Origin of the sequence: Ideonella sp., from assembly GCF_044358605.1 — a bacterium.
GTDB lineage: Bacteria > Pseudomonadota > Gammaproteobacteria > Burkholderiales > Burkholderiaceae_C > Ideonella.
In genome coordinates this window covers 49,115-64,076 of the sequence record NZ_JBIKNQ010000010.1, presented here as the reverse complement: position 1 = coordinate 64,076, position 14,962 = coordinate 49,115, and the positions used below count along the sequence as shown (strand labels likewise).

At 65.3% G+C, this 14,962-nt stretch carries 16 protein-coding genes; 15 read left to right on the top strand and 1 reads right to left on the bottom strand.

Going from position 1 to position 14,962, the window contains the following annotated elements; translation table 11 throughout:
* The first annotated feature begins 77 nt into the window (after positions 1-77).
* The 14 genes from ACIQ3Q_RS05635 to ACIQ3Q_RS05570 all read left to right on the top strand — a co-directional run bounded on the left by ACIQ3Q_RS05635 (position 78) and on the right by ACIQ3Q_RS05570 (position 13,295).
* Positions 78-2,198 (top strand): TonB-dependent receptor, encoded by a 2,121-nt coding sequence (locus ACIQ3Q_RS05635; protein ID WP_396268030.1) that lies wholly within the window; start codon positions 78-80, stop codon positions 2,196-2,198.
* A gap of 358 nt (positions 2,199-2,556) precedes the next feature.
* On the top strand, positions 2,557-2,928 hold the full coding sequence (locus ACIQ3Q_RS05630; RefSeq protein ID WP_396268029.1) for a DUF2946 family protein: 372 nt from the start codon (positions 2,557-2,559) through the stop codon (positions 2,926-2,928).
* A 167-nt stretch (positions 2,929-3,095) separates the two neighbouring features.
* A complete protein-coding gene (locus ACIQ3Q_RS05625; protein ID WP_396268028.1) occupies positions 3,096-5,222 on the top strand; it encodes a TonB-dependent siderophore receptor in 2,127 nt (708 codons plus the stop codon).
* 10 nt (positions 5,223-5,232) lie between these two features.
* The gene (locus ACIQ3Q_RS05620) at positions 5,233-6,060 is read left to right on the top strand and encodes a DJ-1/PfpI family protein (protein ID WP_396268027.1); all 828 of its coding nucleotides are present in this window, start codon (positions 5,233-5,235) and stop codon (positions 6,058-6,060) included.
* A 2-nt stretch (positions 6,061-6,062) separates the two neighbouring features.
* Entirely contained in the window at positions 6,063-6,989 is a 927-nt protein-coding gene (locus ACIQ3Q_RS05615) for a DJ-1/PfpI family protein (protein ID WP_396268026.1), read from the top strand.
* Positions 6,990-7,091: 102 nt separating this feature from the next.
* Positions 7,092-7,484 (top strand): DUF2946 domain-containing protein, encoded by a 393-nt coding sequence (locus ACIQ3Q_RS05610; protein WP_396268024.1) that lies wholly within the window; start codon positions 7,092-7,094, stop codon positions 7,482-7,484.
* Positions 7,485-7,634: 150 nt separating this feature from the next.
* Positions 7,635-7,880, top strand: a complete 246-nt coding sequence (locus ACIQ3Q_RS05605) for a hypothetical protein (RefSeq protein ID WP_396268023.1) — start codon at positions 7,635-7,637, stop codon at positions 7,878-7,880.
* Entirely contained in the window at positions 7,877-8,110 is a 234-nt protein-coding gene (locus tag ACIQ3Q_RS05600) for a hypothetical protein (protein ID WP_396268022.1), read from the top strand. Before ACIQ3Q_RS05605 ends, ACIQ3Q_RS05600 begins: the two co-directional genes overlap by 4 nt.
* A 4-nt stretch (positions 8,111-8,114) precedes the next feature.
* Positions 8,115-9,023, top strand: coding sequence for an MbnP family copper-binding protein (locus ACIQ3Q_RS05595; protein ID WP_396268021.1), 909 nt, complete (start codon positions 8,115-8,117; stop codon positions 9,021-9,023).
* A gap of 5 nt (positions 9,024-9,028) precedes the next feature.
* Positions 9,029-10,216, top strand: coding sequence for an MbnH family di-heme enzyme (locus ACIQ3Q_RS05590; RefSeq protein WP_396268020.1), 1,188 nt, complete (start codon positions 9,029-9,031; stop codon positions 10,214-10,216).
* A complete protein-coding gene (locus ACIQ3Q_RS05585) occupies positions 10,203-11,462 on the top strand; it encodes a hypothetical protein (protein ID WP_396268019.1) in 1,260 nt (419 codons plus the stop codon). Before ACIQ3Q_RS05590 ends, ACIQ3Q_RS05585 begins: the two co-directional genes overlap by 14 nt.
* Positions 11,462-11,923, top strand: a complete 462-nt coding sequence (locus ACIQ3Q_RS05580) for a copper chaperone PCu(A)C (protein ID WP_396268017.1) — start codon at positions 11,462-11,464, stop codon at positions 11,921-11,923. Before ACIQ3Q_RS05585 ends, ACIQ3Q_RS05580 begins: the two co-directional genes overlap by 1 nt.
* Positions 11,924-12,105: 182 nt before the next feature.
* Complete coding sequence (locus ACIQ3Q_RS05575; RefSeq protein WP_396268016.1) at positions 12,106-12,747, top strand: Crp/Fnr family transcriptional regulator; 642 nt, start codon at positions 12,106-12,108, stop codon at positions 12,745-12,747.
* An 86-nt stretch (positions 12,748-12,833) separates the two neighbouring features.
* Complete coding sequence (locus ACIQ3Q_RS05570) at positions 12,834-13,295, top strand: copper chaperone PCu(A)C (protein WP_396268015.1); 462 nt, start codon at positions 12,834-12,836, stop codon at positions 13,293-13,295.
* Positions 13,296-13,318: 23 nt separating this feature from the next.
* Here ACIQ3Q_RS05570 and ruvA read toward each other — a convergent pair whose 3' ends face one another.
* A complete protein-coding gene (gene ruvA / locus ACIQ3Q_RS05565) occupies positions 13,319-13,894 on the bottom strand; it encodes a Holliday junction branch migration protein RuvA (protein ID WP_396268014.1) in 576 nt (191 codons plus the stop codon).
* Between the two features lie 57 nt (positions 13,895-13,951).
* Here ruvA and ACIQ3Q_RS05560 point away from each other — a divergent pair, with 57 nt between their 5' ends.
* Positions 13,952-14,947, top strand: a complete 996-nt coding sequence (locus ACIQ3Q_RS05560) for a PhoH family protein (protein WP_396268013.1) — start codon at positions 13,952-13,954, stop codon at positions 14,945-14,947.
* The last annotated feature ends 15 nt before the right edge of the window (positions 14,948-14,962 follow it).

Here is a 14,962-nt window from a genome sequence, read left to right as displayed (position 1 = left end):
CCCTGGGAGCGCCCGAGGCCAAGGGGTTGGCATGGTTCTTGTATGAAGAAATGTTCAAACTTCATACAGGCCCCGCCATGCTGCCGATCTCGTGCTCACACCGCCCTCGTCTCAGCCTCTTGGCCACGGCCCTGCTGGCCGCCCCTGCGGCCTTGTGGGCTCAGACTTCACCCAGTGCCACCGCAGCCACCACCGACCCGGAGCGTGTGGAGGTGACCGGCCGCCACTACGACAACGCCGTGGGCAGCAGCGACGCGGCCTCGCAAGGCGTGGTGCGGGCCGAACTGCTGAAGAGCCGCCCGGCCTTGCGCCCTGGCGAAGTGCTGGAGTTTGTGCCCGGCGTCATCGTCACCCAGCACTCGGGCGACGGCAAAGCCAACCAATACTTCTTGCGCGGCTTCAACCTCGACCACGGCACCGACTTTGCCACCAGCGTGGCCGGCATGCCGGTCAACATGCCCAGCCACGGTCACGGTCAGGGCTACACCGACCTGAACTTTCTGATCCCGGAACTGGTGAGCCAGATCGCCTACCGCAAGGGGCCTTACTTTGCCAGCCACGGCGACTTTGCCTCCGCAGGCGCAGCCGACATTCGCTACCGCCAGACCTTGGACGCCCCCCTGGCGCAACTCAGCATCGGGCAGCGCGGCTACGTGCGCGGCCTGGCGGCAGGCTCAGGCACGGTCAGCCCAGACACCCAAGTGCTGGGCGCCTTGGAGTGGATGCGCAACGACGGCCCCTGGACCGTGCCCGAGGGCCTGCAGCGCCACAACGGCGTGCTGACCGTGAGCCAAGGCACTGCACAGTCGGGTTGGTCAGCCTCGGCCATGGCCTATGACGCCCGCTGGACCTCCACCGACCAAGTCCCCCAACGCCTGATCGACGCCGGACAGTTCCAAGGCCGCCCCTTTGGCCGATTCGACTCGCTGGACCCCAGCGACGGCGGCAGCACCTCGCGCTTCAGCCTCTCAGGAGAGTGGCATCGCCGCGCGGACACAGAAGAAACCCAAGCCTCGGCCTACCTGCTGCGCTATCGCCTGAAGCTGTTCTCCAACTTCAGCTATGCGCTAGAGCGGCCCGACACCGGGGACCAGTTTTCTCAGCAAGACAGCCGCTGGGTGGGGGGCTTGCAGGCCCGCCAGGCCTGGCAGCACATCCTCGGCCAAGCCAACTTGCGCAGCGAGGTGGGCGCGCAACTGCGGCACGACCGCATCCGCGTGGGCCTCTTCGACACCCAAGCCCGTCGCATCCTGGCCACCACCCGAGAGGACGACATTGAGCAAAGCCAGTGGGGCCTGTACGCCCAAACCGAATGGCAGGCCAGCCCTTGGGCGCGTGTCATCGCCGGCCTGAGAGCCGACGCTGGATGGTTCAAAGTGCATGGCCTGGACGGCAGCGAAGCCGCGCTCGCCAACAGCGGCCAGGCCCGTGACAGCCAGGTCTCACCCAAGCTCAGCGTGGTGCTGGGCCCTTGGGCCAAGACCGAGTTGTTCTTCAATGCCGGCCGTGGCCTGCACAGCAATGATGCACGCGGCACCACCGCGAAACAGGACCCCAAGTCCGGTGAGCCCGCCAACGCCGTGCCTGGCTTGGTCCCGGCCAAGGGCTGGGAGCTGGGCCTGCGCAGCGAAGCAGTTGCCGGCTTGCAAAGCTCACTGGCCCTGTGGCAGTTGAAGTCAGCCTCTGAGTTGGTCTATGTGGGCGATGCCGGAGCCACCGAAGCCAGCGGCGCCAGCACCCGCCGCGGGATCGAGTGGAACAACCGCTGGACACCCCACCGCCACCTGCTGTTGGACGCCGACCTGGCCTGGACCCACGCACGCTTTGACAACGGCGACCGCATCCCCAATGCCGTGGACCGCGTCGCCTCGGTGGCCGCCACACTCAAAGACCTGGGGCCTTGGTCCGCCAGCCTGCAGTGGCGCTACTTGGGCCCTGGCGCCTTGGTCGAGGACAACAGCGTGCGCTCCCTGCCCTCGTCCACCTTGAACCTGCGGCTGACGCGCACCCTCAAAGACCTGCTGGGCCATGACAGCGACCTGACCCTGGATGTGTTCAACCTGACGAATGCACGCGTCAACGACATCCAGTATTACTACGAATCACGCCTGCCCGGCGAAGCCGAGGCCGTGGCCGACCGCATCGTCCACCCGGCTGAGCCACGCAGCCTGCGCGTCACCCTGCGCTGGACATGGTGATGTGCTCTGCGTGCACCTGCACTGAGGCGCCGATACCACGTCGGGGTTGATGTGGGCACGCCGACTAGGGCCTGTTAACACTACGGAAAGGGGACGCGTTGCGAGTCAAAAAGAGCGCAGGCAAGGCGCAAACCGCAGCCGGGCTGCCCGCCCGGCGAGGATTTGCAACGCCGCATGCGCCCTTTTTGACCACAACCCGAAGGGAAGCGGCGGATTGGGGCGCCCCTCGTCGTTGCAACGCTTGCCCGCACACCAGTGCGGGCGGCGCATTGCGCCTAGATGGGCGCCCCAATTCGCCGCTTCGCGCCCCTTGCCGTAGTGTTACCAGGCCCTTAGGCAGCACCTTACAATCGCCGCCGTGTTGTCCTGGATCCGCACCCACCTTCGTCGCGCAGTTTGGCTGGCCCTTGGGCTCATGCTGAGCTTGGCCATGGTGCCGACCCTGTCACACGCCATCGCCTTGAGTGCGGGGGCCTCGCTGCCCAGCGATGTGTGCTCGGTGCAAGACCCGCAGTCCTTAGGCACCGACGCTGCTCCCCAAACGGCATCGCACCACTTAGAGCACTGCCCGCTCTGCGGCGTGACCACCCATGGCGCCCCGCCTCCTGCCCCGGTGGTCTTCACCTTAGCGGCCGCTCCGGCCACTTCGGCGCCCGCCCTGTTCTGGGTCTCCCCCAGGCCCCTGCACGCCTGGGCCAGCGCGCCCTCTCGCGCCCCGCCGCTGAACTAAAGCCGCGCGGCTGACGCGGCCTGCGTCGGCACCACTGGCCCTTTGCGGCTGGTGAAAACGATCCCCTTTTTGTTGCAGCCCTCCATGGGCACGTCGCACCCCTGTGTCCGGCGTGGCGCCTTGCGCGTGCACCGATCTTTGTCCCCACCCTTTCCCGGAGTTTGCCCATGTCCCCCGTTTTCAAACCCACCTGTGTCGCTGTCGCTGTCACGCTGCTGAGCCTGGGCGCACGTGCCCAAAGCACTGAGCCTGAGCGTGTTGAAGTGACCGGTCAACGTGACGCTTACCAAGCACCACCGACCGAGCGAGCCACCAAGACCGATACGCCTTTGCTCTTGACACCCCAGTCGGTGCAAGTGGTGCCGCGTGCCGTGCTGAATGACCAGAAGGCGCTGACCTTGACGGATGCGGTGCGCAATGTCTCTGGCGTGGGCACCGACTTTGGCTTCAACGGCAGTGCTCAACCCTTGTTGATCCTGCGCGGCTTTCAGACCACCTCGATGACCGCCTCGGGCAGCATGTCGGGCATGTCGGCCTATTACGTCAACGGCGTCAAGGTCATGGGCGTGCCGCTGAACATGGCCAACGTGGATGCAGTGGAAGTGGTCAAAGGCCCGGCCTCGGTGCTTTACGGACGCTCTGAGCCGGGCGGCCTGGTGAACGTGGTGCCCAAGGCCTTGTCGGCGCAAACTCGGCTGGGCCTAGAGCAGACCTTTGGCCAATATGGTTTGTCGCGCACCCTGGTCGAAGGTGGCGGCGCGCTCAACGAGGAGAAAACCCTATTGGGTCGCGCCTCCTTGTCCTATGACAAGGGCGGCTCTAACCGCGACTTCGTCGAGAACAAGCTGGCCGCCTTCAGTGGCACCTTGGCCTGGGTGCCCAATGCCGGTACCCGTGTGGCACTGACGCTGGACCACAACGCCCAGAAGTATCGCAACGACTTTGGCGTCCCCGCCGATGGCAACCGCCCCGCCAACCTGCCACGCACCCGCCAGTACAACGACGCCCCCGAGCTGTCGACCTTTACCAGCGACTCCCTCGTGCTGGATGCACAAACCAAGCTGGACCCCAACTGGACCCTGAAGGGCCGTGTGGTGAGCATGCGCGCCAAGACCCATGAGGTGGATGTCTGGCCCTATCGCGAGAACTATGGTCTGGGCGCCGAAACCTGCGACAACACAGCGGGCTTGAGCACGCTGTGCCGCTACTACTTCTATGTGCGGCCAGACGGCCGGGTCAAGCTGGACCAAGCCACCGTGAGCCTGGCAGGCGACCTGGCCTTGGGCGGCTTGAAGCACAAGTTGCTGGCCGAGGTGGACCATTACCGCACCGAGAAGACTGGCAACCTCTACTTCACCCAGATCAGCTCGGTGAGCGTGTTCAACCCCTCGCTGGGCAAAGCCCCCGCCTTGGACACCAGCTTTCCCTTGCCTGCAGACGATCACAACCAGTGGACCAGCCTGACCCTGCAAGACCAAGTGGCCTTTGGCGGCGGCTGGCATGGCGTGTTGGCCCTGCGACATGACCGCACAGACGCGCTGTTCAGCCTGACGCCGAACACCGCCCCCAACAAACAATCTTTCACCACCCCCCGCGTGGGCGTGGTCTGGGAGTTTGCGCCCCAACAGACGCTGTATGCGCAGTACCAAGACTCCATTGCCGCCAACAACGGCCGTGACCCCGCGACGGGCAATGCCCTGGAGGCGGAACGCGCCAAGCAGATCGAGCTGGGCTGGAAACAAAGCGCGCTGGGTGGCAAGCTCAACACCACGGTCGCGGTGTACGAGTTGGTCAAGCGCAACCGGGCTGATTTCAGCCTCTACCCCACGGTCACCACCATTGGTGAGGCGCGCTCGCGTGGTTTGGAGGTCGATGCCATCGGCCAGGTCTCACCGCAATTGGCCATGATGGCGTCTTACACCTACCTGGACGCCAAGGTCACCCAAGACCCTCTCTACCAAGGCACCCGCCTGGCCAACACCGCTCGCCATGCAGGCAGTGTCTGGGGCCGCTGGATGTTTGATGAGCAGTGGGCTGCGGGTGCGGGCATCTTCTTCCAGGGCCAACGCCAAGGGGACAACGCCAACTCCTTCCAACTGCCGGGCTTTGCCCGCGTGGATGCCATGGCTTCGTATGCCTTCAAGGTCGGCACCAGCAGCAAGGGCTCGGTGCAGTTCAATCTGAAGAACGTGTTTGACACCGTGTACTACACCGGCAGCCACCCCTTGGTGAAGGACTGGATCCAACCGGGCACACCCCGCACCGCGTCTGTCACCCTGCGTCTGGACTATTGAGGAGCCTTTCATGACCCAACAGCGACGTGATTTTTTGCGGCAGATGGCCCTGGCCGGTTTGGCAGGCTCAGCGGCCGTGACCGCCCCGGCGGCAGAGGCCCCCAAGGCCGACGCCACGCTGACGCATGACATGACGGCCTTCCCACCCGAGTGGTTGGGCAAGGAGCAAATTGCCATGCTCATCTACCCCGACTTCACGGCGCTGGACATGGTCGGGCCGCACTACATGTTCACCAGCCTGTGGGGCGCCAAGGTGAACTTGGTGGCCGCCTCCAGAGAGCCGGTGCGCAGTGACGCCGGCCTGGTCTTCACCCCCAACCTCACGCTGGAGGAGGCCCCCAGTGACCTGGACATCTTGTTCGTTCCTGGCGGCAGCACCGGCACCCTCAAGGCCATGCAGGATGCGCGCCTGATCGCTTGGGTGGCCGACCGGGCGCGTCGCGCCAAGCTGGTGGCCTCTGTGTGCACGGGGGCCATGATCCTGGGACAAGCCGGCTTGTTGAGGGGCAAGCGGGCCACCACGCACTGGGCCACCCACAGCCTGCTCAAAGACTTCGGCGCTCAAGCTGTGGACGAGCGGGTGGTGTGGGACGGGTCGCTCGTCACCGGCGCAGGGGTGTCGGCGGGGCTGGACTTGGGCCTGTCGGTGGTAGGTCGCTTGCGTGACAAGCCCTATGCCCAGGGCGTGCAGTTGCTGGCCGAATATGCGCCGACGCCGCCCTATCAGGCAGGGACACCCAAGACAGCACCTTCTGAGGTGCACCAGCTCATGGGGTCCATGTTCAACGGCTTGGTGGCCGACATGCGCCTCACCGCCAAATCGGCCTTGGGAGCCTGAACATGCAGACCTTAACTTCACGACCCGCAGGGTCACTCTGGGCCTGCGGGCGCGCCTGCCTGGCAGGGCTACTGACGGCCCTGAGCTTGACGGCTTGCCACCGCAGCGAGCCCGCGCCAACACCGCCCACCACTGCGGCCTCGGCCGGGCCACTGAGCGCAGAAGACGCTGCCCTCAAAGCCAAGCTGCCCGAAACGGTCACCGCCGACAACCACTCCATGATCATGGATGCGATCTTGGGCAAGCCCAAGCACAGCATCAAAACCATCGGCATCTTGGTGTATGACGGCGTCAATGACCTGGACTTCACCGGCCCACGCTATGTGCTGGGCCAGGCGGGTGCTAAAACGCAATTGATTGGCGTGAAGCCTGGGATGATCAAAACGGTGATGGGCGTGCAGGTGATGCCGGACACCACCATGGATCAGGTTCAGCAGCTCGACATCTTGATCATCCCCGGAGGCTTCACCGGCACCATCGAGGCCGCCTACGACCCCAAGGTGCTGGATTGGATTCGTGCCATTGACAAGGGCAGCGTCTACACCGGGGCCGTCTGCACGGGCGTGTGGGTACTGGGCGCCACAGGCTTGCTGGAAGGCAAGCGCGCATCAACCAACTGGTACCGCGAAGACGAGTTCTTGAAGAAATACAAAGCCATCCCGGCGCATGAGCGCTATACCCGTGACGGCAAGTACTGGACCTCGGCCGGCGTGACCGCCGGGATGGACATGGCACTGGCCATCCTGCATGACAACTGGGGCGAGAAATACACCCAAGGCGTGATGCTGGACATGGAGTACGACCCGGCGCCCCCCATCAAAGGCGGCACGCCTGAAAACACCAACTGGCTGGTGAAGTGGATGATGGAAGCCATGTATTCAGCAGGGGTGGACCCTCTGATTGAGAAGCTGGAGAAGGCCAAGCCCTGATGGGCACCGAACACTGATCTATATCAAGTGATCGTGCAAAGCTGATCAAGGTCAAGGGTTGTCCTGCAAGGCCACCGAAAGCCCTCAGCCTACAATGCCATCGTGTTTGCCCTGATTCGTCACCACCTCCGCCGCTGTTCGTGGATCGCCTTGTTGGCGGTCTTCGGCTTGGCCCTGGCGCCGACGATCTCGCACGCGGTGGCGCATTCCAAAGGGGCCACGCCCTGGACGGAAATCTGCACGCCGCAGGGCATCAAGCTGGTCAGTCTGAGCGGGGAAGAGCTCCCAGCAGATGCCACGCTCTCACAGCACAGCCTTGAACACTGTGCGCTGTGCGGCCTTGCAGCAACGCCTGCGGCCCCCCCAGCAGCCCCCGAAGGCGTGGTGCTGCACAACGGCCTGAGCCAGGCTGCACCCGACCTCTTCTGGCACGCGCCCCGGCCTTTGTTTGCCTGGGCCAGCGCCCACCCCCGAGCCCCTCCACTGCGCGGCTGATCCAGCCGCCGCTCTTGCGGCAGGCCGCGCCCTTGGCGCCGCCCGCCTTGCAAGCTTCGTCACCTTTGGGTGACCCGGGCTGCCCTCTTGTCGTGCCTTGAGTCCACCCTGTGGGCCTGAGGCGAAGGGCACCCCTGAGGAGTCTCTACCGTGTCCCTGTTAGAACGCGTCTTCCGCGGGTTGACGTACTTGAACATTGGCGCCATGTTGGCCATGGCCTTGTGGCTGCTGACCAGCAGCATCATTCAAACCGCTGGCCCTGCGTCGCGCCACACCAAACCCCTGCGCTTGATGCCTGTGGCCGCCACAGTCAGCGTCGAGCATTGCCACCCGTCGGCCCCCTCGACCACTGCGGCTCCGACGCTGGTGGCACGCCATGAGGGTGCTGCGCCATGAAGCCCGCCGTCGATCACGCCAGCCGCATCCGATGGTTTGTGGCAGCGCATGTGGCCGCTGTGCTGCTGATCTTTGATCTGGCCGTCAGCTTAGGAGCGGGCCTGGCTGCAGAGCCCATGCCGCCCCTGACGCCCCCGCCACTGCGCACAGAAGCCAGCCCACAGCGTGTGGCGCTGGCCGAGCCTTCCCCCTCCCACACAAACCCAACCCCAACCACTCAAGAGGATTGATGACATGAAAAAAACCCTGATGCTCAGCAGCTTGGCCGCAGCCGCTCTGGCCGCGCTCACCGCCTGTGGCGGTGGCAGCGACGAAGACACTGGCCCCAAGGCGGTGCGCGTGGAGTTTGCCGCCGTGTCCGGCGACACCCCCATCACCTGCGCCTCCACCCTCAGCGGCTTGGGCACCACCAGCGCCAGCGGCACCTTGTCGGACATGCGCTTCTACATCTCGAATGTGAAGCTGGTGACCCGCGCTGGCGCCGACGTGCCGCTGGTCTTGGAAGCCTCAGACACCTACAACACCACCAAGGGCGCAGACACCGTCACCCTGATCGACCTGGAAGACAAGACAGGCACCTGCGCGGGCACTACCGCCATGAATAGCAGCATCAAGGGCACCGTGCCTGCCGGTGACTATGTGGGCATCAAGATGACCCTGGGCGTGCCGCTGTCGCTGAACCACACCGACCAAACGGCTGATGTGAGCGTCACACCGGCCGTGGTCAACAATGCCTCGCACCCCGGCATGGCCTGGAGTTGGGCGGGTGGCCGCAAGTTCGCCAAGATTGAGGTGACCAACAGCACCTGGACGGCGCCGGTCTTCAATATGCACCTGGGCTCCACAGGCTGTACCGGCGCCAACCCGGCCGCCGGCCAAGTGGACACCTGCAGCCGCCCGGGCCGGGTGGAAGTCAAGTTGGCCAGTTTCAACCCTGACACCCAGAAAGTGGCCGTGGATGTGAAGGCCATGCTGGCGGCCAACAATGTGACCGTCAATGGCGGCGGCCCCACCGGCTGTATGTCTGGCAGCACCGACCCTGAGTGCCCGGCCATCTTCAACGCCTTGGGCCTGGACTTGACCACCGGTGTGGCCACATCGACCTCGCCTGCGCAAACCTTGTTCAAGGTCGTGAGCAAGTGATGTCCATGCAACGCTTCAAACAGGCGTTGCTGGCCCTCGCAGGGACAGCCGTGGCAGGCGCCACGCTGTCCTTGTGGGGCTGTGGCGGCGGCGGTGTGACGGTGAATGACACGGCGCAGACCCCGCCCAGCAACGGCTGGGTGTGGCAATTACCCGCCAACTTCCCCATGCCCAAAGTGCCCGCCGACAACCCCATGAGCACGGCCAAGGTCGAGCTGGGGCGCTTCCTGTTTTACGACAAGCGGCTCTCCGGCAACGGCACGCAGTCTTGCGCCAGTTGCCACCACCAAGACAAAGCCTTCACCGATGGCCGCGCCACCGCCGTGGGCTCGACCGGTGCCGCCCACCCTCGCAATTCTCAAGGCCTGGCCAATGTGGCCTACCACCCGACACTGACCTGGGCCAACCCCTCGCTGCTGAGCCTGGAGGCGCAGATGCAGGTGCCGCTGTTCTCAGAAACCCCTATCGAGTTGGGCGTGAATGATGGCAATGTGGCCGAGATTCTGGCGCGCCTCAGTGGTGACGCCCGCTACCCCAGCCTGTTCGCTGCGGCCTACCCTGGGGTGGAGGCCCCGATCTCTTGGGGCAACATCACCCGCGCCATCGCCAGCTTTCAGCGCACGCTGATCTCGGGCCACAGCCGCTATGACCAGTTCCTGCAAGGCACGGTCACCTTGACCGAGAGTGAGCGACGTGGCCTGGACCTCTTCAACAGCGAAAAGGCCGAGTGCTTCCACTGCCATGCGGGGTTTAACTTCAATGATCAGGTGGTGCATGCCTCCACCCAAGTGCTGGACATCCCCTTCCACAACACCGGTCTCTACAACCTGGGCGGCACGGGCAACTTCCCCGCAGGCAACCAGGGCTTGTTTGAGCTGACGGAAAAGCCCACCGACCGTGGCCGCTTTCGGGCCCCCAGCTTGCGCAATGTGGGGGTGACCGCGCCTTTTATGCACGACGGCAGCATGGCCACGCTGGAAGAGGTGCTGGACTTTTATGCCGCCGGTGGCCGCAACATCACCAGCGGCCCGAATGCCGGTGATGGCCGTGCCCACCCCAACAAAAGCGACCTGATCTCGCGCATCGACCTGACGGCGCAAGACAAGGCCGACTTGGTGGCGTTTCTCAAGACGCTGACCGACTCGGACTTCCTCACCAATCCCAAGTTCTCCAACCCCCATGCAGCCAACTAAGCACCGCCTTTCGCGCAACCCTGGCGCATTCGCCCTGCTGCTGATGCTGGCCCTGCCTGGCCAGAGCATGGCCCACGAGGTCGAGGAGGATGCCGTGCCCGATGTGCCGGGCTGGCGCGTGGGGGCCGGCGTGGCGCTGAGCGCCATCCACGCGGACCAGGCCTGGCCCACACCCCGGCACGCAGGCGTGCTGCTGACGGGCGAGCAAGCCCGGGACCGCAGCGGCCAGTTGGGCCTGGAGCATGCCGTGCTGGGCTTGGGCCTGCGCTTGGACCGCCACTGGTCGGCCCAGGCAGCGGTGGGGCAGCATGACCGCGACGCCCCCCACGTGGAAGTGGCCCGCGTACAAGGCGAATGGAACGTTGCCTGGTGGCAGGCCGGTGAGCAACTGCGCTGGCGCTTGGGGCGCCAGTCTGTGCCACTGGGCGCTGTGATCGGGCAGGCCGGTCAACTCGATGCCTTCGCGCAAGCGCCGCTGGCGAAGCAAGCCGCCATCCACACCACCTGGGTGGACGACGGCAGCAGCCTGCAGTGGCAAGCCGCGCCCAGCGACACGCAAGGCCCCCGGCTGAGCCAAGTCGAGTTAGGCGTTTGGCGGGCGCGTAAATTCCCTGCGGGGCCGCATGGAGCGCCAGCGCCGTCGCTGCGGCTGCAGGGCCAGTGGGGGCATTGGCGCGCGGACGTGAGCGGCGTGTGGCTTCACCCTGAAGGCCGGGGCGCAGCCGTGCAAGGCGTGGGCGTGGTGGGACACAGCCACGGTGTGCCCGACTGCCGCGCCAGCATGGCCCAACGCATCTGCTTTGACGGCCAGGCCCAGGTCTTAGGTGCCAGCCTGGCCACCGACAGCGACGACGGCCGCTGGACATTGCAAGCCGCAGGCTTGTGGCGGCGCGAGCGCGGTGATCTCAGCTCCGTCAACGGCCGTGCCGTGTACGCAGGCGACACCAGCGGCGTGTGGCTGCAAGGCCAGTGGCGCTGGCTGCCCACCTGGCAAGCAGCCGCCCGTCTGGAGCGCCTGCAAACCCGCCATGACCTGCAAGGGCCCGGCGCCAGCTTGCTGGCCACAGAAGCCGGCTTCAATGGCGCGCGGCCGGTCAGCCGTGCGGCCTTGTCGATGGGCTACAGCGGCTGGTCGCCGGTGCAGCTTTGGGTGGAGGCCGGCCAAGAGCGTGCCGCCACCGCGCAGCCCTACGCCGCCCTGCGCCTGTTGTGGCAAGGCCCGCGCCTGCTGGAAGGAGGCTGGTGATGCACACCTTGCCGCGCCGCCACCTCATTCAAGCCACCGGAGGCAGCCTCGCCTTGCTGGCCTGCGGCCTGAGCCTCGCCCACGGCAGCCAGTTGGGTGACCTGACCCTGGACCACCCCTACGCCATCCCTTCGGCACCGGGCACTCTAGAAGGATTCGCCTATCTGCGCCTCTTGCGCAATGGCGGTCGACAGGCCGACCGCCTGCTGGGCGGCCACACGCCGGTGGCGAGCGCGGTGCTGATTCAGCAACGCCAAGCCCAGACCTGGCGCACCGTCGATGCCCTGCCCATCGCCGCGCAGAGCGAGCTGCCGCTGCGCCATGACGGCGCCTGGCGCCTCAGCCTGCAAGGCCTCAAAGCACCCTTGCAGGCGGGCGACCGCTTCCCACTGACGCTGCGCTTTGAGCGCAGTGGTTCCATTGAGCTGCGCGTGTGGGTGCAACAACCCCGCCAGGCTTGATTTCCCGCAAGTTCCATGACGGCAAACCCTGGTAGAAACCCGTATCTTCCTGCTCGAACGCAAGTTCAAGCGGGCACGGCAGTGTGGGCCAGGGCCTCACTGCATATCTCTTGTTGCGCAGCGCGAGGCCTTGAGCCTCGCAACGCCAGCCCTGGCGGGCCGGCGGCTGCGGGAGTTTGATCATGAGTTTGGAATCACCCTCTTCTTTGGAACTGATGCACTTGGCCTGTGGCGAGCCGCTGTTTGAAGCCGGCGCCTCGGGCACGGTGTGGCAGTTGGAATCCGGCGCCGTGCGTCTGGACCGCATGGACCGCGAAGGCCCTCGCTTTGTGCATCTGGCCCTGCCGGGGGACCTGCTAGGCCTGGAGCTGCTGGCCGCCTACCCTTATGCCTACACCGCGCGTGCCATCGTGCCCAGCAGCGCACGCCAGCGCGTGCTGCCTGGGGAAACCCAGCGCCGCATGGCGCTGATCGAAGGCTTGCTGCAGCAACAGCGCAGGGGCGAAGATGTAGTCAAGCTGCGCAGCGGCCCGGCCCAAGACCGGCTCAAGCACCTGCTGCTGACCTTGACGCCCGAGGGCACCCCTTGGAGCGGGGAGGGCACTTGTGCCCTGCCGACCATCAAGGACATGGCGGCCATCATCGACACCGCGCCCGAGACCGTGTCGCGCATTTTTGCCAACCTCAAGCGCACGCAGATTCTGGCTGGGCGGCAACGCCAAGGCGCCAGTTTCAGCTTGTCGCGCTTGGTGCAGGCCGAGTGGCCCTCCGGCATGACCCGCAGCGACGGCAGCCTGCGCCTGGGCGTGCTGAGCCCTACCTGAAGCAGGCAGCGCGCAAGTCATTGAACTTCTCGTCAACCCAATCGTCTGAATCAGGGTTGAGTTACCTTCACCGATCAAGGATCATCATGAACAAGTTGTTTGCTCTGGCCAGCTTGGCCGCCACGCTCGCCGCATCGCCCGCTTGGGCTCAAACCACGGTCAAAGACGCCTGGGTGCGCGGCACCGTGGCCCAGCAAAAGGCCACTGGCGCCTTCATGACATTGACCAACGCCCAAGGCGGCAAGCTGCTGTCCGCCGCCTCCCCGGTGGCCGGTGTGGTCGAAGTGCATGAGATGAAGATGGACGGCAACGTCATGAAGATGGCCGCCATCCCCAGCCTGGACCTGCCCGCTGGTAAGGCCGTTGAGCTCAAGCCCGGTGGCTACCATGTGATGCTGATGGACTTGAAGCAGCCTTTGAAGGACGGCGAAAGCGTGCCCTTGACCCTGACCATTCAAGGCAAGGATGGCAAGAAGGAGACCGTCGAGGTCAAAGCCCCCATCAAGGCCTTGGCCATGCCCAAAGGGCACGAAGGCATGCACAAATAAGCGAGGCGCCCTCGCCGGGGCGTTCAGGCCAGCGACTTCAGCGCCAGCTTGATGCCCTCACTGACCCCCACATCCGGCGGCAGCTTCTTCAAAGCGGCCGCCGCGTCTTTTTCGTTGTAGCCCAAGGCCATCAAGGCTTGGACGATATCGGCCTGGTTGTCGCTGACCACCGCCCCGCCCGCCGGCAGGCCCAAATCAGGCCCCAGCTTGCCCTTGAGCTCCAGCAGCAAGCGCTCGGCGGTTTTCTTGCCGATGCCCGGCACTTTCTGCAGCCGCCCGCCTTCTTGGCGCGAGACGGCCTGCGCCAGCTCCGTCACCGACAGCCCCGACAAGATGGACAGCGCCGTGCGCGGCCCCACGCCCGAGACCTTCACCACCTCGCGGAAGGTGGCGCGCTCAGCCGCTGTGCCAAAGCCAAACAAGAGGTGGGCGTCTTCACGGATCACCTCGTGGATCAGCAAGGTGACCCGCTCGCCCAAGGCCGGCAGGTTGTAGAAAGTGCTCATGGGCACCTCTACGTCATAGCCCACACCGCCCACATCGAGCAGCACTTGCGGAGGGGTCTTCTCCGCGATGAGACCCGTGAGTCGTCCAATCATGCGAGCCATTATCAGGGCCGCCGCTGGGCGTCAGCGCGATGCCGGACAATGCACCCCATGATCTTGAAGCATCAGTTCGAACCCTTGGACAACACCCGCCTGGGCCATTTGTGTGGCCCCGTCGATGCGCACCTGCGCGCCATCGAAGAGGTGTTGCCCGTCAGCATTCAGCACCGGCAATCGGAATTCCGCATTGAAGGCTCTAAACGCGACGCCGAGACGGTGCAAGCGCTGTTGACCTCTCTGTATGAGCGGGCCGCCAAGCCCCTGAAGCCCGAGCTGTTCCAACTGGCTTTGGATGACCTGCGGCGCGGCCATGGCCCGGCCGTCTCTGCGCGGGCGGTGGGCGACAACGAGATCGTGCTGCACACCCGCCGCGCCGACCTGACCGGCCGCACGCCCAACCAAATGCAGTACCTTCGGCAGATCTTGTCGCATGACATCAGCTTTGGCATTGGGCCAGCGGGCACAGGCAAAACCTTTTTGGCGGTGGCCTGCGCGGTCGATGCGCTGGAGCGCAGCGGCGTGCAGCGCATCATCCTGACCCGCCCCGCCGTGGAGGCCGGAGAGCGCCTGGGCTTTTTGCCGGGCGACTTAACGCAGAAAGTCGACCCTTACCTGCGCCCACTTTACGACGCGCTCTACGACCTGATGGGTTTTGATCGCGTCACCAAGGCTTTTGAAAAAGGCACGCTGGAGATTGCGCCGCTGGCCTTTATGCGCGGCCGCACGCTGAACCATGCGTTTGTCATCTTGGACGAGGCCCAGAACACCACGCCCGAGCAAATGAAGATGTTCCTCACCCGCATCGGTTTTGGTGCCAAAGCCGTCATCACCGGCGATGTGAGCCAGATCGATTTGCCGCGTGGCATGAAGAGCGGCCTGGTCGATGCCGCGCAAGTGCTGCGCGACGTGAAGGGCATTGCCATGACCCGCTTCACGAGCGCCGATGTGGTGCGCCACCCGCTGGTGGCCCGCATCGTCGAGGCCTATGAGGCCCATCAGCAGGCCGTTGCCCAGCGCCCGCCCGACCGCCCCTCTGACAACCGCTGAACCCACCCGCCCGCC